The sequence below is a fragment of the Shinella sp. WSC3-e genome (assembly GCF_945994535.1).
GTDB lineage: Bacteria > Pseudomonadota > Alphaproteobacteria > Rhizobiales > Rhizobiaceae > Shinella > Shinella yambaruensis.
In genome coordinates this window covers 337,716-357,390 of the sequence record NZ_OZ000533.1, presented here as the reverse complement: position 1 = coordinate 357,390, position 19,675 = coordinate 337,716, and the positions used below count along the sequence as shown (strand labels likewise).

Genomic DNA, 19,675 nt, shown 5'->3' with positions numbered 1-19,675 from the left:
TACCGTCTCGCGTTCGGCAAAGCCCTTGCTATAGGATGAGGGAATACTTCAAAGTTCCTGTCAGAGTCCTGTCAGCATCATGCGCATCCTGGTCATTGAAGATTCCATCGACATCGCCGAGGCGATCGACGCGAAGCTCTCGCGGGCCGGCCACCATGTCACGCTGGCGGAAGACGGCATATCCGGCGAGGAGCTCGCCATCCACGGCGAATTCGACGTGGTGGTGCTCGACATCAACCTGCCGGGACGCAGCGGCTTCGACGTGATGGCGCATATGCGCGGCCGCAACTCCCCGACGCCCGTGCTCGTCATAACCGCCCGCAACCAGCTGGACGACAAGATCAGCCTGCTCGACCTCGGCGCCGACGACTATATCGTCAAGCCGTTTGATATCGGCGAGCTGGAAGCGCGGCTGCGGGCCGTCACGCGGCGGCACCAGGGCCTTTCAAAGTCGCTCATCCGGGTCGGTCCGCTCGAGGTGGACATGTCCGCCCGGGCGGCGCAGATCGCCGGCCGGCCGCTCGAACTGGGGCGCCGCGAGTTCGAGGTGCTGGAGATGCTCGCGGCCCATGCCGGCAGCACGGTGAGCAAGGACCGGCTCTATGTGAAGCTCTTCGGCCATGACGACGTGGGAACGCCCAATGCCGTGGAGCTCCTGGTCTCGCGCGTCCGCAAGAAGCTGGAATCGGGCGATGTGGAAATCGTCACCCATCGCGGCGCCGGCTATGTGCTGCGCAGCAAGGCCGGCACGGTGACCTGATGGCGCGACTGTCGATCGAGCGCCGGCTGCTGATCACGACCGCCTGCCTCTTCCTGGTCATCGGCAGCGTCCTGGCGCTGACGGTGCGTGCCTATGCGCGCCGGGCCGCCGACGAGGCATTCGACCGGGTGCTGACGGCCTCGGCCCTCTCCATCGCCGATACGGTCGCCATCGAGGAGGGGGCCGTCGCCGTCGACATTCCCTATTCGGCCTTCGCCATTCTCGGCACGTCCCGCCTCAACCGGGTTTTCTACCGGATCACGGCGCCGGATGGCAGCCTGGTGACCGGCTCGCCGACGCTCGGCCTCGACATACCGGCGAGCGCGAACGAGACGCTGCACCTGCACGACGCTGTCTATCGCGGCGAACCGGTGCGTATCGCCGCCGTGCAGCGCTACCGCGCCGACACGGTCACCGGAACGGGCGGCTGGATTGGCATCCAGGTGGCCGAAACGCGGGAGGCCCGCCGGGAGTTGGCGGGGCAGCTGACGCTCAACGGCATGCTGCCGGCAGTGGCGATCGCGCTGCTTGCCTGCGGCCTCATCCTCGCCTCGGTGCGCTCGGCCTTCTCGCCGCTGCGCCTCATCGAAAGCAATCTGCGGAGCCGTCGCCCGTCCGATCTCAGCCGCATCGAGACCGAGGTGCCGGTCGAGGTCTCGGCGCTTGTTTCCGCGCTCAACGACTTCATGGACCGGCTCGGTTCGGTGCTTGACGGCGTCAAGCGCGTCACGGCGGATGCGGCCCACCAGCTGAGGACCCCGCTCGCGGCCATCCAGGCGCAGGCCGAGGTGGCGCTGGAAGAGGCCGCCGGCGAACGGGTGAAGCGGCGGCTGACGCGCATCCATCACAATGCGCGCGAGGCAGGCCTCCTGGCCAACCAGCTGCTCTCCGACGCGACGACGCTGCATCGCCTCGAAACGCAGGAGCGCGAGGCCGTCGATGTCGGGCAATCGGTGCAGGACGCGCTGCAGATGCTTCGGGCGGAGAGCGCCTATGCCGGACTGATGCAATCGCTTGCCCTTCACATGGAGGGCAGCGCCCTGCATGTCATGGCCGAACCGGTGGTCTTGCGGGAAATGGTCCGCAACATCGTCGAGAATGCCTTCATCCATGCGCCGGGACCGACGCTCGTACGGCTCTTCGAGCGGCAGGGACAGGCCGTGCTGCAGGTCATGGACCGGGGACCGGGCATACCGGACAGCGCCAAGGGCCGGGTGTTTCAGCGCTTCGTGCGCGCCGATCACCGGTCCGCCGGCTCGGGCCTCGGCCTGGCGATTGCGAAGGATGTGGCCGTCGCCTTCGGCGGCGCCATCACGGTGGCCGACCGCGAGGGCGGCGGGCTCGTCGTCGAGGTCGTCCTGCCGGTGGTCCGGGAAAGGACGGGATGATGCGGTTTCTGCCTGAATTCCTTCGGCTGCGGGGCGCCGGCGCCCTTCTCCTCCTCATGGCCTTGGTCATGCCGGGCTTTGCGGCAGCGCAGGAGCGGACGTTGCGGCTGGCGGGCGTCGTTTCCGAGGCGCGCATGGCACCGTTGATCGTCTCGCTCTCGGTGCACCTGCCCGGCACGCGGCTCGTCTATAGCCGGCTTTCCTCCGCGCAGATCGCCGCCGCCGCCCGCCGCCCGCACGACGCGCCGTTCGACATCGCCTTCCTGTCCTCGCCCGATGTCGCCGTCTCCATCGCCAATGAAGGGTATGCCATATCTGACGAGGCGGCCGGAGCGATGGCCGGCGTGCAGTGGCGCAACGAGGTCTTCGGCTTCTGGTCCGACCCTGCCGTCATCGTCGTGCGCAAGGCGGCATTCGAGAACCGCGTGCCGCGCACCCGCATCGAGCTGGTGCGCATGCTCGAGCAGAATACCGGCCGCTTCGCCCGCCGGGTCGGCGTCGTCAATGTCGGCATCGACGATGTCGGCTACCTGCTGGCCTCGCAGGATTCGATCCGGACCTCGCTCTACTGGCGGCTGATCCGGGCGCTCGGCGGGGCGAAGGCAAGGATCTACGACACGACGGACGATCTCCTGGAGGCCTTGCAGGCCGGCGATCTCGACGTTGCGTACAACGTGCCGCTCTCGGCGCTTCGTGCCGGCGGCGAGCTGCCCCAGGGCATGGAAGTCCTCGTGCCGCAGGATTACGTGCTCGCCGTGCCGTGGACGGTGCTGATGCCGAAGGGGGCGGCGAACCTGCGCGAGGCCCGTATCCTGCTGCACATGCTGCTGGCACCGGAGGGCAAGGCGGCGCTTGCCGCAGCGGGCTTCGTGCCCCCGCAGCAGCCGTCGGGTTTCGAGGGATTGCAGAAGATCGAGCTCGGGCCGGAGCTTTTGGTCTTCCGCGACATGATCAAGCGCAGCCGGTTCCTCGATGCCTGGTTCCAGATGGTCGTCGGCTGAGGGCGCGCCTTTGACATGATGGGCAACTCGTCATAGGTTTTGCCCCATTTTCCGATGCTTTGGCGGCAAGAACCCTGAAAACGACCAAGAAGACCAAGGCGCAGAAGAGCCGCAGGCCCAAGACCCTTCTGCAGAAGCTGGCGGCTACCCCCGAAAAGCTGTTTTCGGGGGCGTTTCGCCAGCAATATGCTGCCCTGTGCTTCCGCAGCGCGCCGGATGGGGCCGGGATCGAGATCCTCGTGGTGACCTCGCGTGATACCGGCCGCTGGATCATCCCGAAAGGCTGGCCGATGAAGGACAGGAAGCCCTATGAGGCGGCCGCGATCGAAGCCTTCCAGGAGGCCGGCATTCGGGGGAAGGTCCGCAAGAAGCCGGTCGGCAGCTACACCTATCTGAAACTGCTGGACGATGGCGACGTGGCGCCCTGCATCGTGGATGTTTTCCAGATCGAAGCCACCGAGCTTGCCACGAAATTCAAGGAGAAGGGCGAGCGCCAGCTTGCCTGGGTCAGTCCGGATGAGGCGGCGCGGCGCGTGCGTGAGATCGAGCTCAAGTCACTGCTGGTCGAGTTCAAGCCCCGCTGAGGCCGCCCTATCATGCTGCGGCGGGCGCGAGCCTTCGCGCAATGTCGAAGAAGGCGTTGACAAGCTTGCCGTTGGCGCGCTCGCGCAGGCAGATGAGAGCCTCGTCCATCAGCATTTCCGGTGCGTCGATGGAGATGGGCACGAGCCGGTTGTCCTGGCCGAACTCGGCCGAGGATACGAAGCCGACCCCGCCGCCGGCGGCCACGATCTCGCGGACCGCCTCGCGGCCTTCCGCTTCGATGAGCGGCGTCAGCGGCACGCCGCATTCGGCGGCCATGGCCTCCAGCTTCTGGCGGGTCTTGGAGCCGCGCTCGCGCATGACGAGGGGATGCGTCGCCAGTTCCGGGAATGTGACGGTCGCCTGGCCGGCGAGGGGGTAGTCGCGGCTGGCAAAGGCGATGATCGGCGTCGAGTTGAGCTTCAGGATCTCGAAGTCGCTGGATTGCGGCACCTCGCCGAGCACGCCGATATCCGCCTCGTAGGCGTGCAGGCTGGTGATGACCGTCTCGGTGTTGCCGGCGTCGATCGACACCTGCACGGTCGGATAGGCGCGGCGGAAGGCGGCGAGGATGTGCAGGAGGTGGTGGGCGGCGTCGGCAACGATGCGCAGCTTGCCCGCCCGCAAAGCGCGGGATTCCGACAGCAGGTCCAGCGCCTGCTGCTCGACGTCGAACATGCGCCGGGTGATTTCCAGAAGGTGCTGGCCGGCCTGGGTCAGCGTCACCTGCTTCTTGTTCCGGTTGAAGAGCAGGACGTCGTATTCCTCCTCCAGCTTGCGCACCTGGTCGGACACCGCCGGCTGGGTCAGGAACAGCGCCTCCGCCGCGCGCGAGAAGCCGCCATGGATGGCGACATTATGGAAGGCGCGAAGCTGGACATAGCGCATGCGGCGATCCCTATGAATAGATTATATCTATGCTTTCATTAATACGAACGATTTGATTTATGTAAAGCTGCAGCGGATAGTTTTCGGATTCCCATCCTCCCGCGGAGCACGCCCATGAGCCTGCCGGCCGTCGCCCTCGAACTTGCCGCCGCCACTGTCCTTCTGCTCTATGCCGTCAGCCTCGTGAAAGCAGGTGTCGAGGCGGCCTCGGGCGATCTCGTGGCACGCAGCGTCGGCGGTGGCGGCAGCCGCCCCCGCGCCGCGCTCTATGGCTGTCTCGTCGCCATCGGCCTGCAGAGCTCCACGGCGGTCGCCATGCTCGCGGCCGGCTTCGCCATCAGCGGCGCGCTGGCGCTCGATGTCGGCCTCGTCACCTGCGGTCCGATGGCGCGCCTCGTGCGGCTGCTGACGCCCGAGGCGGCGCGGGAAGGCGACCTCACCGCCCATGCCAGCGCGCTCGACCGTGCGCTGATCGACAAGCCGGCGCAGGCGCTGGCGGCCGCGGCGCGCGAGGTGCTGCACATAGGCAACCTCATCACCCGCATGCTTGAGCCGGTGATGACGGTCATCGAGGCGCCGACGCCCGAGGCTGTGAAGGCGCTCCGCTACATCGACGGCGACATCCACCGCGCCCACAGCGAGATCAAGCTCTATATCGCCGCCGTCAACCGCGGCGTGCTGACGGAGGAGCAGTCCGCACGCGGCATCGAACTCACCGAGGCGGCGATCCACCTCGAATATGCCGGCGACGTGGTGGCGAAGAGCCTGCTGCAGATGGCGGAGGAGCGCCTCGCCGGGGCGGGCGCCTTCTCGCAGGAGGGTTGGCGCGAGCTGACGCTGCTGCATGCCGCGGTGTTTTCCAATGTCCGGCTTGCCGCCAATCTGCTCGTCTCGCCGGACCCGGTCATCGCCCGCGAGATGGTGCGGCAGAAGGAGCATGTGCGCCGTCTCGTCGAGGACAGCAGCAAGAGCCATCTGGAGCGGCTGCGCCAGGGCATCGCCGCCAGCATCCAGTCCAGCGACATGCATCTGGAGATCGTGCGCGCCTTGAAGGAAGTCAATTCTCTGGTCACGACCATGGCCTATCCGCGCCTGCGCGAGACCGGCGAGCTCCTGGAAAGCCGGCTGCTCCCGGCCGTCTGAAAATTATAAATTCAGTCGATGGGTTGATACAAAAGAACGATTTTACAGATATGTGTTTCCCCCGCATTGTCACGTCCGGATAAGCCAAACGCGAGGACGGACCATGCCCAACACCGCTTCTGACAGAACCATCGCGCCGCTGGAAACGCCGCGGCTCGGCGAGCCCTATCTCCTGACGCCCGGCCCGCTGACGACGGCCTATGCGGTCAAGGAAGCCATGCTGCGGGACTGGGGCTCCTGGGACGGTGATTTCCGCGCCATGACGGCCGGCCTGCGTCGCCAGCTGCTCAAGATCGCCGGCGACACGGCGGGCGAATTCGATTGCGTGCCCATGCAGGGCAGCGGCTCGTTCTCGGTGGAGGCCATGCTCGCCAGCTTCGTGCCGAAGGACGGCAAGGTGCTGGTGCTGAGCAACGGCGCCTACGGCAAGCGCATCGCCCAGACGCTCTCCTATCTCGGCCGCGACCATGCGGTGATCGACAAGGGCGACTACATGCCGCCGCGCGGGGCCGAGGTTGCAGCGGCGCTGGATGCCGACCCCGCCATCAGCCATGTCGTCGTCGTCCATTGCGAGACCAGCTCCGGCATCCTCAATCCGCTGAAGGAAATCTCCGACACCGTTTATGCGCGCGGCCGCAAGCTGCTCGTCGATTCCATGAGCGCCTTCGGTGCGGTCCCGGCGGGCATTTCCGATTTCCGCTACGAGGCGATCGTCTCCTCGGCCAACAAATGCATCGAGGGCGTGCCGGGTTTCGGCTTCGTCATCGCCCGCAAGAGCGAGCTGGAGGCCGCCAAAGGCCGCAGCCATTCGCTGAGCCTCGATATGCATGCCCAGTGGGACTACATGAACAAGACCGGCCAATGGCGCTTCACGCCGCCGACCCATGTCGTCGCCGCCTTTCTGGAGGCACTGCGCATCCATCGCGAAGAGGGCGGCGTCGCCGCTCGCGGCGCGCGCTACGCCCGCAACCGCGACGTCATGGTGGCGGGCATGCGCGAGGCCGGCTTCGAGACGCTGCTCGCCGACGAGTGGCTATCGCCGATCATCGTCACCTTCTTCAGCCCGGCCCATCCGGCCTTCGCCTTCGACCGCTTCTACGATCTCATGAAGGACAAGGGCTTCATCATCTATCCCGGCAAGCTGACGGTGGTCGACAGTTTCCGCGTCGGCTGCATCGGCCGCATGGACGAGCATGTCATGCGCCGCGTGGTGGACGCCGCCCGCACCTCCCTTGCCGAAATGGGCGTCGACAGTGCCGCTCCGCCGGCCATCGCCCTTGAAGAACGCAGCCGCCTTGCGGCCTAACCGAGAACGGAATTTTTCGATGAACCAGATGTCCAAGATCACCGTCACCGCCAACCGCCGCACCTATCCCTGGCCGAACGTCCCGGCCATCGCCATCTGCCTCGACGGCTGCGAGCCGGCCTATCTCGACGAGGCCATCAAGGCCGGCCTGATGCCGACGCTGGCACGCATCCGCAAGACCGGCACGGAGCGCACCGCGCTCAGCGTCATCCCGAGCTTCACCAACCCGAACAACCTGTCCATCGCCACCGGCCGCCCGCCGGCGATCCACGGCATCTGCGGCAACTATCTCTACGAACCCGCGACCGGCAAGGAAGTGATGATGAACGACCCGCGGTTCCTCCGCGCGCCGACCGTCTTCAAGGCCTTCTACGATGCCGGCGCCAAGGTCGCCGTGGTGACGGCGAAGGACAAGCTGCGGGCGCTGCTCGGCCATGGCCTGAAGTTCGACGAGGGCCGCGCCGTCTGCTTCTCCTCGGAAAAGTCCGATACCACGACCAAGGCCGAAAACGGCCTCGACAACGCCTCGGCCTGGCTCGGCCGGCCGGTGCCGGAGGTCTATTCCGCCGATCTCTCGGAATTCGTCTTCGCCGCGGGTGTGAAGCTCCTCAAGGAATTCCGCCCCGACGTCATGTACCTGACCACCACCGACTATGTGCAGCACAAATATGCGCCGGGCGTGCCGGAGGCCAATTCCTTCTACGAGATGTTCGACAAGTACCTGACCGAACTCGACGCGCTCGGTGCGGCGATCGTCGTCACGGCCGACCATGGCATGAAGCCGAAGCACAAGGCGGACGGTTCGCCCGACGTCATCTACGTGCAGGACCTGCTTGACGAATGGCTCGGCAAGGATGCCGCCCGCGTCATCCTGCCGATCACCGACCCCTATGTCGTGCATCACGGCGCGCTCGGCTCCTTCGCCACCGCCTATCTGCCGGAAATGGCCGACAAGGAGGAGATCATCGAGCGGCTGAAGGCGATCGAGGGTATCGACGTCGTGCTGTCGCGGCCGGAAGCCTGTGTGCGCTTCGAGCTGCCGGACGACCGCATCGGCGACATCGTGCTCGTCTCCTCGGAGAACAAGACGCTCGGCACCAGCGAGCACCGGCATGACCTTGCCGCGCTCAACGAGCCGCTGCGCTCGCACGGCGGCCTGACGGAACAGGAAGTTCCCTTCATCGCCAACCGCACGCTGCCGGAACTGTCTTCCGCCGGTACGCTGCGCAATTTCGACGCCTTCTACTACGCGCTCGTCGCCGCCGCGCAGCCGGCGCACTGAGGAGGGAGCGATGACCAAAGTGGAAACGACATTCGCGATCCGCCACGAGCCCATGCGGATCGCCGGCAGGATGGTCGATACCGAGGGGCGGGTCGAGGTGCACTACCCCTGGAACGATGCCGTCATCGGCACCGTGCCGGCCGGCAATGCCGAGCATGCCAGAAAGGCCTTCGAGATCGCGGCCGCCTACCAGCCGAAGCTGACGCGCTACGAGCGCCAGCGCATTCTCCTGAAGGCGGCCGAACTGCTGGTCGCCCGCAAGGAGGAGATTTCCGACCTCATCACGCTGGAGCTTGGCATTTCCAAGCAGGATTCGCTCTACGAGGTGGGCCGCGCCTTCGACGTGCTGACGCTGTCCGGCCAGATGTGCATCCATGACGACGGCGAGATCTTCTCCTGCGATCTCACTCCACACGGCAAGGCGCGCAAGATCTTCACCACGCGCGAGCCTCTGACCGCCATCTCGGCGATCACGCCCTTCAACCACCCGCTCAACATGGTGGCGCACAAGGTCGCCCCGGCGATCGCGACCAACAATTGCGTCGTGCTGAAGCCGACGGAGCTGACGCCGATGACGGCGCTCGTCTTCGCCGACATCCTCTATGAAGCCGGCCTGCCGCCGGAAATGCTCTCCGTCGTCACCGGCTGGCCGGGCGATATCGGCATGGAGATGATCACCAACCCGAATTTCGACCTGATAACCTTCACCGGCAGCGTGCCCGTCGGCAAGCTGATCGCCGCGCACGCCCACTACAAGCGCCAGATCCTCGAACTCGGCGGCAACGATCCGCTGATCATCCTCAACGACCTCTCCGACGACGACCTCGCCAGGGCGGCCGACCTTGCGGTGGCCGGCGCGACGAAGAATTCCGGCCAGCGCTGCACGGCGGTCAAGCGCATCCTCTGCCAGGAGCGCGTCGCCGACCGCTTCGTGCCGCTGGTGCTGGAGCGGGCGAAGAAGCTGAAATTCGGCGATCCCATGGACCGCGCCACGGAACTCGGCACGGTGGTGCACGCCAAGGCCGCGGAGGTCTTCGAGCGCCGGGTGCACCAGGCAGCGGAAGAAGGGGCGGAGATCCTCTACGATCCCGGCCGCAAGGGCGCCCTCCTGCCGCCGATCGTCGTCGACCGCGTCTCCCATGCGAGCGAGCTCGTCATGGAGGAGACCTTTGCGCCGATCATCCCGATCGTCCGCGCGCCGGATGATGACGATGCGCTGATCGCGCTCTCCAACTCCACCGCCTTCGGCCTTTCCTCCGGCGTCTGCACCAACGATTTCCGCCGCATGCAGAAATACATCGCCGGCCTGAAGGTCGGTACGGTGAACATCTGGGAGGTGCCTGGCTACCGCATCGAGATGAGCCCCTTCGGCGGCATCAAGGATTCGGGCAACGGCTACAAGGAAGGCGTCATCGAGGCAATGAAGAGCTTTACCAACGTGAAAACCTTCTCCTTGCCGTGGTGATCTGAAGCAATCCCCTGCGGGATCACCCCTCCTGGGAGCCGCTTCGTGCGGCTCCCTTTTTTGTTGCCTGTTTTTCTCGCGGAGCGTGATGATTCCGGCGGCTACGGGTTCTGAATTGCCTGTTCAAACGGCAGTTTTCCTATAATTTTTATCTTCCAAACGATAAGAATAATAAATTTTACTTACCAAAAACCCCTGCCAGAATGCCTCTGGAAGCCGATCATATGAAGGGTGACATCTAGATCGCCCGCCGCGCTTCCCGGATTTTTCCAGGCCTTCAGAGGAGATTTTCAATCATGAACAGACGCATGCTTTTTATGCTTGCCGGCGCGGTTTCCGCCGTGCTTCCGACCATTGCCTTCGCTGAAACCCAGCTCACTGTCTATACCGCCGTCGAGGCCGTCGACCTCGACCGCTACAAGGCGACCTTCGAGAAGGCCCACCCCGACATCAAGATCAACTGGGTGCGCGATTCCACCGGCGTGATGACCGCCAAGCTGCTCGCCGAAAAGGACAATCCGCAGGCAGACGTCGTCTGGGGCCTTGCCGCCACCTCGCTGCTTCTTCTCAAGACGGAGGGCATGCTGGAAAGCTACGCGCCGAAGGGCGTCGAAGCACTCGACAAGAAATTCGTCGACAAGGACAATCCGCCGAGCTGGGTCGGCATGGACGCCTATGTCGCCGCGCTCTGCTACAACACGGTGGAAGGCGAAAAGCTCGGCCTGACGGCGCCGGCGAGCTGGGAGGATCTCACCAAGCCGGAATACAAGGGCCATATCGTGATGCCGAACCCGGCGTCGTCGGGCACAGGCTTCCTCGACGTCTCCGGCTGGATGCAGATGTGGGGCGAGGAGAAGGCCTGGGACTTCATGGACAAGCTCAACGAGAACATCTCCGCCTATACCCATTCCGGCTCGAAACCCTGCAAGATGGCGGGCGCCGGCGAAGCGGTGATCGGCGTCTCCTTCGAGTTCCCCGGCGCCAAGGCCAAGAGCGCCGGCGCGCCGATCGACATCATCTTCCCCTCGGAAGGCTCCGGCTGGGAAGCCGAGGCGACGGCGATCATCGCCGGCACGGCGAACCTCGAGGCCGCCAAGACGCTGGTCGACTGGTCGATCACCAAGGAAGCCAACGAGATGTACAACGTCGGCTACGCGGTGGTTGCCTATCCGGGCGTCGCCAAGGAGGTCGAGCACCTGCCGTCGGACATCGCCTCCAGGATGATCGACAACGACTTCGAATGGGCGGCCAACAACCGTACCACCATTCTGAAGGAATGGCAGAAGCGCTACGACGCCAAGTCGGAGCCGAAGAGCTGATCTGATCGGCCGGGCGGGGCGCCTTTTTGCGCTCCGCCCATCGCATTCTCCTGAAATCCCTGAAGCCAGCGGAGCTTGCCGATGAGACATGCCCTGTCGATCGAACCGACGCCCACGAGCCTTCCCCGCGCCGCCGATCCCGCGGCCCCCTATCTGGAGATCACCGATCTGTGGAAGGCGTACGGCGATTTCGTCGCGCTGCGCGATATTTCGCTCAGCATTGCCAGGGGCGAGTTCATCTGTTTCCTTGGCCCTTCCGGTTGCGGCAAGACGACTCTTCTCAGGGCGATCGCCGGCCTTGACCTGCAGTCGCAGGGCACCATCCTGCAAGGCGGCCGCAATATCTCCACCCTGCCGGCCTCCAGCCGCGACTACGGCATCGTCTTCCAGTCCTACGCGCTCTTCCCGAACCTCACCATCGAGCAGAACATCGCCTTCGGCCTGGAGAATACCGGCCGGTCCAAGGCGGCGGTGGCCTCCCGCGTGTCCGAACTTCTGGAAACGGTCGGCCTTTCGGCTCATGGCAAGAAGTATCCCGCCCAGCTTTCCGGCGGCCAGCAGCAGCGCATCGCGCTCGCCCGCGCCATCGCCATCTCGCCGGGCCTGCTCCTGCTCGACGAGCCGCTCTCGGCGCTCGACGCCAAGGTGCGCGTGCACCTGCGCCACGAGATCAAGGCGTTGCAGCGCAAGCTCGGCGTCACCACCATCATGGTGACGCACGACCAGGAAGAGGCGCTTGCCATGGCCGACCGCATCGTCGTGATGAACCATGGCGTCATCGAGCAGGTCGGCTCGCCCACGGAGATCTACCGCTATCCCGAAACGCTGTTCGTCGCCGATTTCATCGGCGAGACCAACCAGTTCCCGGCGAAGGTCGTCCGGGGCGGCGAGGTCGAGATCGGCCATTCGGCCTTCTGTTGCGCGACGGACGGTTTTGCGGCCGGGCAAGCCGCAACCGCCGTCGTGCGCCCGGTCGACATCATCCCGCACGGTGCGCATGCCCATGCCGTCAACGCCATCGACCGGCCCGCGACGCCGCAAAACCTCATCGACGCCGAGGTGCGGGAAATGGAGTTCCTCGGCATGTTCTGGCGCACGCGCCTGACCGCGCCACGGCTCGGCGAGCGCACGCTCGTCGCCGATTTCTCCGTCAATGCCGTGCGCCGGCTCAGCATCGAGACGGGGGGAGTCATCCAGGTGGAAATCCCGCGCGAGCGCCTGCTGCTCTATCCGAGGAGCGCCTGAGGATGGCCATCGCCCTTGAGACAGCCCACCCGCCGCTCGCCGGCAAGCACCTGCGCCAGCAGACCTCCCGCGACGACCGCATCAAGCTCGGCTTCATGGCCGTCATCGGCCTTTATCTCGTCATCGCGCTCGGCGCGCCGCTCTTCGTCATGCTGTCGAAGTCGCTGTCGACCTACCGGTTCGACCTTACGGCCTACGAGTTCCAGGTCAGTGACGGGACGGGCGCGAACTGGGGGCCGGTCGTCACGGCCGACGCGCTCAACCGGCAGGCCGGCGCCATCGCGAAGGCGGACCTGTCCACCAATTCCGACGGCCGGCTTGCGGCGACAAAATTCTTTCCGGAATTCAGCTTCCGCAGCCCCGTGAACTACCGCATCCGCGGCGTGGACGAGGACGCGGCCTTTCTCGTCGGTTCGACGCTGGAGAAGGGGACGGCGTGGCGTGAATACGATTCCGGCACGTTCCGCCGTGTCGTGTTGCGCCCGGCGCGCACCATCGGCCTTGAGAACTTTTCGACTTATTTTTCCACGCCGGCGCTCGCCCAGTCGATCTACAATTCGGTGCTGATGGCGGCGATCAGCACGGTCGTCACCGTTTCCATCGCCTTTGCGCTCGCCTATGGGCTGACGCGCAGCTGCATGCCGCTGAAAGGCCTCTTCCGCGGCATCCTGACGATCCCGATCCTCGTGCCCTCGCTGCTTCCCGGCATCGCGCTCGTCTATCTCTTCGGCAACCAGGGGGTCTTCAAGGACTGGTTGCTCGGCTACTCCATCTATGGGCCGATCGGCATCGTTATCGGCTCGGTGTTCTTCACCCTGCCGCATGCCTTCCTGATCATCCTGACGGCGCTGTCCGTCGCCGATGCGCGGCACTACGAGGCCGCCGCCTCGCTGAAGGCGGGCAAGTGGCGTACCTTCCGGACGGTCACGGTGCCCGGCGCGCGCTATGGCATCGTCTCGGCCGCCTTTGTCGTCTTCACGCTGGTCATCACCGACTTCGGTCTGCCCAAGGTGATCGGCGGGCAGTACGGCATGCTCGCCGTCGATATCTACAAGCAGGTCATCGGCCAGCAGAATTTCGAGATGGGGGCGGTCGTCTCCGTCATCCTGCTCGTGCCGGCCGTGCTCGCCTTTGCCGTCGACCGGCGCATGCAGAAGCGGCAGGTGGCACTGCTCTCCGCCCGGGCCGTGCCCTATGCGCCGAAGCCGAACGTGCGCGTGGACGCACCGTGCTTTGCCTTCGCCTGCCTCGTCAGCCTGTTCATCCTCGGCATGATCGCCATGTGCCAGGTCGCGGCGGTGGTGAAGTTCTGGCCCTATGACCTGACGCTGACGACGAAGAACTTCGCCTTCGACCTGATGGACGGCGGCGGCTGGGCGGCCTATGGCAACTCCATCCGGCTCGCCTTGCTGACGGCGCTGTTCGGCTCGCTTGTCGTCTTCGCCGGCGCCTATATGGTCGAGAAGGCGGATGGCTTTCGGTTCGGCCGCGGCCTCTTCCACTTCCTGGCGATGATGCCCATGGCCGTGCCGGGCATGGTTCTCGGCCTTGCCTATATCTTCTTCTTCAACAACCCGGCCAACCCGCTCAACCCGATCTACGGCACGATGACGATCCTCGTCGTCTGCACCGTGACGCATTTCTACACGGTCGCGCACCTGACCGCGCTCACGGCCCTCAAGCAGATGGATCCGGAATTCGAATCCGTCGCCGCCTCGCTGAAGCAGCCCTTCCACCGGCTGTTCTTCCAGGTCACGGTGCCGGTTTGCCTGCCGGCAATCCTCAACATCGCCATCTATCTCTTCGTCAATGCGATGACGACGGTCTCCGCCGTGGTCTTCCTCTATGCCACGGACACCAAGCTCGCCTCGGTCGCCGTGCTCAACATGGACGATGCCGGCGACATCGCTCCGGCGGCGGCGATGGGCATGATGATCTTTTACACCAATGTCGCCGCCAAGCTGATCCATGCGCTGATCGCCCGGGGATTGCTGGCGCGCACACAGGCCTGGCGATAGGCCTCATGCCGGGCGGCAGCGCCGCCCGGCATCTTCTCCTCAGGCGACATGCCGCTCGCGTTCCATCTCCTGAGCATTGCCCCTGCCGCCCGCACGGCGCCGCGCGGTTTCCGCCAGGCGCGTCTGCTGCGGCGTGCAGCCGTAACGCTCCCGGTATGTTCGGGAAAAGTGCGAGGCGGTGGAGAAGCCGCAGGCCATGGCGATCTCGATGATGGGCTGGGACGCGGTCAGGAGCAGGAGATGCGCGCGCTCCAACCGCAGATCCAGATAGTAGCGCGCGTGCGTGCGCCCCATCTCCCGCCGGAACAGGCGCTCCATCTGCCGGCGGGAAAGCCCGCTGGCGGGCGAGAGGGCCGTGAGCCTCAGCGGCTCGGACAGGTTCGCCTCCATCTGCTCGATGACCCGGATCAGGAAGGCATTGTCGGTGCCGAGGCGGGCCTGAAGCGGCAGGCGCTGGCGCTCGCCGGTCTCGCGCAACCGCTCGCGAAGCGCGATCTCGCAGATGCGATTGACGGTGTCCGTGCCGAGATCCACCTCGATGAGGCGCAGGAACAGGTCGAATGGCGCGTTGCCACCCGCGCAGGTATAGAGGCTGCCGTCGATCTCGAAGGCGGTCTGGCGCGCCCTTGCGGTGAAGAACCGCTCGGAAAAATCCGGAAAATGCTCCCAGTGTACTGCGCAGCGGCGCCCGTCCGTGAGGCCGGCGCGCGCAAGGGGATAAAGGCCGCTGGCAAAGCTGCCGAGGGCCAGGCGGTTGCGGCCGCACAGCCGTAGCAGGCCTCCAGTGCCCGGTCGGGCGGCGGTGCCATGCGCCCGCCGCAAACGACGACGCACCGGGGCGGCGCCACCCGCAACAGTCGGTCCCGCTCCTCGGCGAGCGACCTGTCGGCCGCGATGCGCATGCCGCAGGACGAAACGGCCGGCTGCCCATCCGCCGTGACGGCAAGCCAATCGTAGACCGGCCGGCCGGCCACGTCATTGGCGAGCCGCAGCGCCTCGACGGCCGCGGAAAATCCATGCAGCGCAAAGCCGTCGAGCAGATAGAAGGTGAAGAAGCGGCCGCCCGTGCATGCCTGTTGCATTGTCTCCTCCTGAGCGTGAAGGGTCGGCAAGAATGCAAGATGAGGAAAAAGATTACATAATGCAACATAAATGGACGTTATCGCGGGTCTTTCTGATGTGTCGAACGCAAGAACACCGCTTGGGCAATGGGAAAAGCCCGTCTGGATCGGGCTTTTCCCGTCCGGCTTGTCAAAACGACAAAAATGATCGCAGATAGCGGCATGTCTGACTCTCAAAGCACGCGAGCCTTGGCTCCTCGTCGCCACGGTGAAATCCTGCGCCGCCTTGCGGCGGATGGGACGGTGAGCATCACGGAGCTCGCCGATTTCTTCGACGTGTCGCGGCAGACGATCCGGCGGGACCTGAAGCTGCTTGCCGATCGCGGCCAGCTCGATCTCGTTCATGGCGGGGCGACCCTGTTCGAGCCGACCGAGGCCGCCTTCACGGAGCGGCGGGAGGAAAATGCCGATGCCAAGGCGGCGATCGGCCGCGTGGCGGCCGGCCTGGTGCGCGATGGCATGGTGGTCTTCCTCGATTCCGGTACGACGACGCTGGCCGTCGCGCAGGCGCTTTCCGAGCGGAAGAACCTGACAATCTGCACGACGTCGCTGTCCATCGCGCTGCTCATGTGCCGCCAGCCGCTGGTGCGCGTGCATATGCTCGGCGGCGAGATCGACCCGGACGAGGAGGCGGCCGTCGGCATCGATGCGCTGGAGGGGATCGGCCATTTCCGCGTCGACGTCGCCTTCCTGGGCGGCGGCGGCCTGTCGCCCGACGGCGAGGTGACCGACTTCACCCGCAACGGTGCCGAGCAGCGCTCCCGCATGGTGGCGACGGCGGGCAAGGCCTATTTCGTGCTCGACAGCTCCAAGTTCGGCCGGCTGACGCCGCTGCGTATTCCACGCTTCGAGATGGCAGCAGGGGTGATCGCGGACCGCCGCCCGCCGGAGGCGATCTGCGAGGCACTGGAGCGCAGGGGGCCGGCATTGCTGATTCCCGCGTGATGAAATGTAATCTTTTGTAATATTTTGTCTTGTTCTTTCTCGGTGATTTGGTACCTTTCGGCCTTCCATCACTTCGGGAGGTCGTTTCATGGCGCAGGCATTTCCAACCCAGGCGCAGGTTGTCATCATCGGCGGCGGCATCATCGGCTGCTCGCTCGCCTATCACCTGACCAAGCTCGGCTGGCGGGACGTGGTTCTCCTGGAGCAGGGCCAGCTGAGCGGCGGCACCACCTGGCACGCCGCCGGCCTCGTCGGCCAGCTGCGCAGCCACGCCAACATGACGAGCCTCATCAAATATTCGACGCAGCTCTACAGCGAGCTGGAGGCCGAGACCGGACTTGCCACGGGCTGGAAGAATTGCGGTTCGCTTTCCGTCGCGCGCACGGCGGATCGCATGACCGTGCTGAAGCGCACCGCCGCCTCCGCCCGTGCGCAGGGTGTCGCCATCGACGTGATCTCGCCGAAGGAGGCGCAGGATCTCTGGCCGGTCATGGCGATCGACGACCTCGTCGGCGCCGTCTGGCTGCCGGGAGACGGCAAGGCCAATCCGACGGATCTCACGCAATCGCTCGCCAAGGGCGCGCGCAGCCGTGGCGCGCGCATTTTCGAACGCGTCCGGGTCACCGGCATCGCTACGGCGAAAGGCGCTGTCACCGGCGTGGAGACGGATCGCGGGCCGATCGCTGCCGAAATCGTCGTCAACTGCGCCGGTCAATGGGCGCGCAAGGTCGGGAAGATGTGCGGCGTCGCCGTGCCGCTCCATTCGGCCGAGCACATGTATATCGTCACCGGCCGCATCGAGGGCGTGCATCCCGACCTGCCGGTGATGCGCGATCCCGACGGTTACATCTATTTCAAGGAAGAGGTCGGCGGGCTCGTCATGGGCGGTTTCGAGCCGGAGGCCAAACCCTGGGGCATGGCCGGTATTCCGGACGATTTCGAATTCGCCCTGCTGCCCGACGACTGGGACCAGTTCGAGATCCTCATGCAGAGTGCGCTGCAGCGCGTGCCGCAGCTGGCAACCTCGGAGGTCAGGACGTTCTACAACGGCCCGGAAAGTTTCACGCCGGACAACAATTTCATCCTCGGCGAAGCGCCGGAGCTGAAGAACTTCTATGTCGGCGCCGGTTTCAACTCCATGGGCATCGCCAGTGCCGGCGGGGCGGGGCGGGCGCTGGCCGAATGGATCGTCAACGGCGCGCCGACCATGGACCTTTGGCCCGTCGACATCCGCCGTTTCGCAGGCTTCAACAACAATCCGCGCTGGCTGCACGACCGTGTCAAGGAAACGCTCGGCCTGCACTACGCCATGCCCTGGCCGAACCGGGAGCTGGACACCGCGCGGCCCTTCCGCCGCTCGCCGCTCTATGACCGGCTGGCCGCGAAAGGGGCCTGCTTCGGCTCGAAAATGGGCTGGGAGCGTGCGAACTGGTTTGCCGCGGAGGGCGAGCGGCCGGTCACGGAATATGCCTTCGGCCGGCAGAACTGGCATGCGGCGGTGAAGCGCGAGATGAAGGCGACGCGCGAGGCGGCCGGCATCTTCGACCAGACCTCCTTCGCCAAGCTGCTCGTGCAGGGACGGGATGCCGCCGCAGCGCTGAACCGCATCTGTGCAGCGGAGGTCGATGTGGAAATCGGCCGCTCCGTCTATACCGGCCTGCTGAACGAGCGCGGCGGCTATGAGAGCGACTTGACGGTCATGCGTCTTGCGGCCGACCGTTTCCTTCTCGTCACCGGTTCGGCGCAGGCGGTCCATGACGCGGACTGGATTCGCAAGAACATCCCCGTGGACGCTCATGTGAGCCTCACCGATGTCACGTCGGCCTATGCCGTGCTGGCGCTGATGGGCCCGAAATCGCGCGATATCCTCGCCCGCCTCACCTCCGCCGACCTTTCCGGCGAAGGCTTTCCCTTCGCCACGATCCGCGAGATCGACATCGGTTACGCCACCGCCTATGCCAACCGCATGACCTATGTCGGCGAGCTCGGCTGGGAATTGATCGTGCCGACGGAATTTGCCGTTGGTGTCTACGAGGCGCTGCAGGAGGCCGGACGTGATCTCGGGCTGGTCGATTGCGGCTACTATGCGCTGGAAGCGCTCCGGCTGGAAAAGGGATACCGCGCCTGGAGCCGCGAACTGACGCCGGACATCAACCCCTACGAGGCGGGCCTTGCCTTTGCGGTCTGCCTCGACAAGGCAGGCGGCTTCATCGGGAGGGAGGCGCTGGTCGCGGCAAAGGCCAGGCGCACGCCGTCGAAGCGCATCGTGCAGTTCACCGTCGATGACCCGCTGCCCATGCTCTGGGGCGGCGAGCTCATTCTTCGGGACGGCAAGCCCGTCGGGGAGGCCCGGTCGGCGGCCTATGGCCACACGCTCGGCCGCTCCGTCGCTCTCGGCCTCATCGAGAACCCTTCGGGCGTCGACAAGGCCTTCCTGGAGACCGGGCGCTTCGAGATAGACCTTGCGGGCGAGCGGTTCCCGCTGACGCCCTGCCTCGCGCCGGCCTACGATCCGAAGGCGCTGCGCGTGAAGGCGTAGGGGCGTATATCCCGATACCGGTAAGGAGAACGCCGCCCCGGAGCCGGGGCGGCGGATTGCGGGCGGGCAAGCGGCCGCCTGTCAGCCGTGCGCCGGCTTCCAGTCCGCCGGAGGAATGCAGTTTATCATCCACGGGACGCCGAACTTGTCGACCACGGAGCCGAAACCCGGCGACCAGAAGGTCTCGCCGAATGGCATGACGGCCTTGCCGCCTTCGGCGAGCTGGTCGAACCAGCGTTGTGCCTCGGCCTTGTCCGTGGTGTGCAGCGTGACGTCGAAGCCGTTCTTGGGCTTGTCGATGTTGGGCGCCCATCCGACATCCATGTCGGCGCCCATCAGTGCCTGGTCGCCGACGTCCAGCCAACAGTGCATCAGCCAGTCCTTGTACTTCGCATCGCTGATCGGCATGTCCGGCGGGCCTTCGCCATAGGGCATGGCGGCGGTGATCTTGCCGCCCAGAACCTTGGCGTAGAATTCGAATGCCTCGCGGCACTGTCCCTGGAAACTCAGGCTGGTCACGATCTTCATGCTTCATTCCTCCTCGTGGTTGTCGTTTTGTCCGCGACGCAGGATCCGCTGCCTGGCGATATTGATGTTGATATCAACGTAAACGGCTTGCAGAGTCAACCCGTGGCAGGGCCTCTCGTATAGCCACGACGACGCAAACGAGATT

General features: G+C 65.4%; 16 protein-coding genes. 13 read left to right on the top strand and 3 right to left on the bottom strand.

Going from position 1 to position 19,675, the window contains the following annotated elements; translation table 11 throughout:
• Positions 1–79: 79 nt before the first annotated feature.
• The 4 genes from AABF56_RS30385 (at position 80) to AABF56_RS30370 (ending at position 3,733) form a co-directional block, all read left to right on the top strand.
• Positions 80–760, top strand: a complete 681-nt coding sequence (locus AABF56_RS30385; RefSeq protein WP_244768731.1) for a response regulator transcription factor — start codon at positions 80–82, stop codon at positions 758–760.
• The gene (locus tag AABF56_RS30380; RefSeq protein ID WP_244768732.1) at positions 760–2,148 is read left to right on the top strand and encodes a sensor histidine kinase; all 1,389 of its coding nucleotides are present in this window, start codon (positions 760–762) and stop codon (positions 2,146–2,148) included. The genes AABF56_RS30385 and AABF56_RS30380 overlap by 1 nt, the downstream gene beginning before the upstream one ends.
• Complete coding sequence (locus AABF56_RS30375) at positions 2,145–3,149, top strand: ABC transporter substrate-binding protein (RefSeq protein ID WP_272808690.1); 1,005 nt, start codon at positions 2,145–2,147, stop codon at positions 3,147–3,149. Before AABF56_RS30380 ends, AABF56_RS30375 begins: the two co-directional genes overlap by 4 nt.
• Before the next feature lie 74 nt (positions 3,150–3,223).
• Positions 3,224–3,733, top strand: a complete 510-nt coding sequence (locus tag AABF56_RS30370; protein WP_244768854.1) for an NUDIX hydrolase — start codon at positions 3,224–3,226, stop codon at positions 3,731–3,733.
• A gap of 10 nt (positions 3,734–3,743) precedes the next feature.
• Here AABF56_RS30370 and AABF56_RS30365 read toward each other — a convergent pair whose 3' ends face one another.
• The gene (locus tag AABF56_RS30365; RefSeq protein ID WP_272808691.1) at positions 3,744–4,619 is read right to left on the bottom strand and encodes a LysR substrate-binding domain-containing protein; all 876 of its coding nucleotides are present in this window, start codon (positions 4,617–4,619) and stop codon (positions 3,744–3,746) included.
• A gap of 114 nt (positions 4,620–4,733) precedes the next feature.
• On the opposite strand from AABF56_RS30365, the gene AABF56_RS30360 reads away from it, so the two are divergent.
• The 7 genes from AABF56_RS30360 to AABF56_RS30330 all read left to right on the top strand — a co-directional run bounded on the left by AABF56_RS30360 (position 4,734) and on the right by AABF56_RS30330 (position 14,397).
• The gene (locus AABF56_RS30360; protein ID WP_272808692.1) at positions 4,734–5,762 is read left to right on the top strand and encodes a hypothetical protein; all 1,029 of its coding nucleotides are present in this window, start codon (positions 4,734–4,736) and stop codon (positions 5,760–5,762) included.
• 103 nt (positions 5,763–5,865) lie between these two features.
• Positions 5,866–7,068 (top strand): 2-aminoethylphosphonate--pyruvate transaminase, encoded by a 1,203-nt coding sequence (locus tag AABF56_RS30355; protein WP_272808693.1) that lies wholly within the window; start codon positions 5,866–5,868, stop codon positions 7,066–7,068.
• Between the two features lie 19 nt (positions 7,069–7,087).
• The gene (phnA, locus tag AABF56_RS30350; protein ID WP_272808694.1) at positions 7,088–8,350 is read left to right on the top strand and encodes a phosphonoacetate hydrolase; all 1,263 of its coding nucleotides are present in this window, start codon (positions 7,088–7,090) and stop codon (positions 8,348–8,350) included.
• 10 nt (positions 8,351–8,360) lie between these two features.
• Positions 8,361–9,815, top strand: a complete 1,455-nt coding sequence (gene phnY, locus AABF56_RS30345; RefSeq protein ID WP_272808695.1) for a phosphonoacetaldehyde dehydrogenase — start codon at positions 8,361–8,363, stop codon at positions 9,813–9,815.
• A 296-nt stretch (positions 9,816–10,111) separates the two neighbouring features.
• The gene (locus AABF56_RS30340; protein ID WP_272808696.1) at positions 10,112–11,134 is read left to right on the top strand and encodes a putative 2-aminoethylphosphonate ABC transporter substrate-binding protein; all 1,023 of its coding nucleotides are present in this window, start codon (positions 10,112–10,114) and stop codon (positions 11,132–11,134) included.
• Between the two features lie 81 nt (positions 11,135–11,215).
• A complete protein-coding gene (locus AABF56_RS30335; RefSeq protein ID WP_272808697.1) occupies positions 11,216–12,379 on the top strand; it encodes a putative 2-aminoethylphosphonate ABC transporter ATP-binding protein in 1,164 nt (387 codons plus the stop codon).
• A 2-nt stretch (positions 12,380–12,381) separates the two neighbouring features.
• Positions 12,382–14,397: a putative 2-aminoethylphosphonate ABC transporter permease subunit gene (locus AABF56_RS30330; protein WP_272808698.1), complete on the top strand. Its 2,016-nt coding sequence runs from the start codon at positions 12,382–12,384 to the stop codon at positions 14,395–14,397.
• Positions 14,398–14,436: 39 nt separating this feature from the next.
• On the opposite strand, the gene AABF56_RS30325 is transcribed toward AABF56_RS30330, so the two are convergent.
• Positions 14,437–15,231: a GlxA family transcriptional regulator gene (locus AABF56_RS30325; RefSeq protein WP_272808699.1), complete on the bottom strand. Its 795-nt coding sequence runs from the start codon at positions 15,229–15,231 to the stop codon at positions 14,437–14,439.
• A gap of 449 nt (positions 15,232–15,680) precedes the next feature.
• On the opposite strand from AABF56_RS30325, the gene AABF56_RS30320 reads away from it, so the two are divergent.
• Entirely contained in the window at positions 15,681–16,463 is a 783-nt protein-coding gene (locus AABF56_RS30320; RefSeq protein ID WP_244768743.1) for a DeoR/GlpR family DNA-binding transcription regulator, read from the top strand.
• Positions 16,464–16,551: 88 nt separating this feature from the next.
• Entirely contained in the window at positions 16,552–19,002 is a 2,451-nt protein-coding gene (locus AABF56_RS30315) for a GcvT family protein (RefSeq protein WP_272808700.1), read from the top strand.
• Positions 19,003–19,083: 81 nt separating this feature from the next.
• On the opposite strand, the gene AABF56_RS30310 is transcribed toward AABF56_RS30315, so the two are convergent.
• Positions 19,084–19,530 carry a VOC family protein gene (locus tag AABF56_RS30310; protein WP_272808701.1) on the bottom strand — a complete coding sequence of 149 codons (447 nt, stop codon included), beginning with the start codon at positions 19,528–19,530 and terminating at the stop codon, positions 19,084–19,086.
• Between the last annotated feature and the right edge of the window lie 145 nt (positions 19,531–19,675).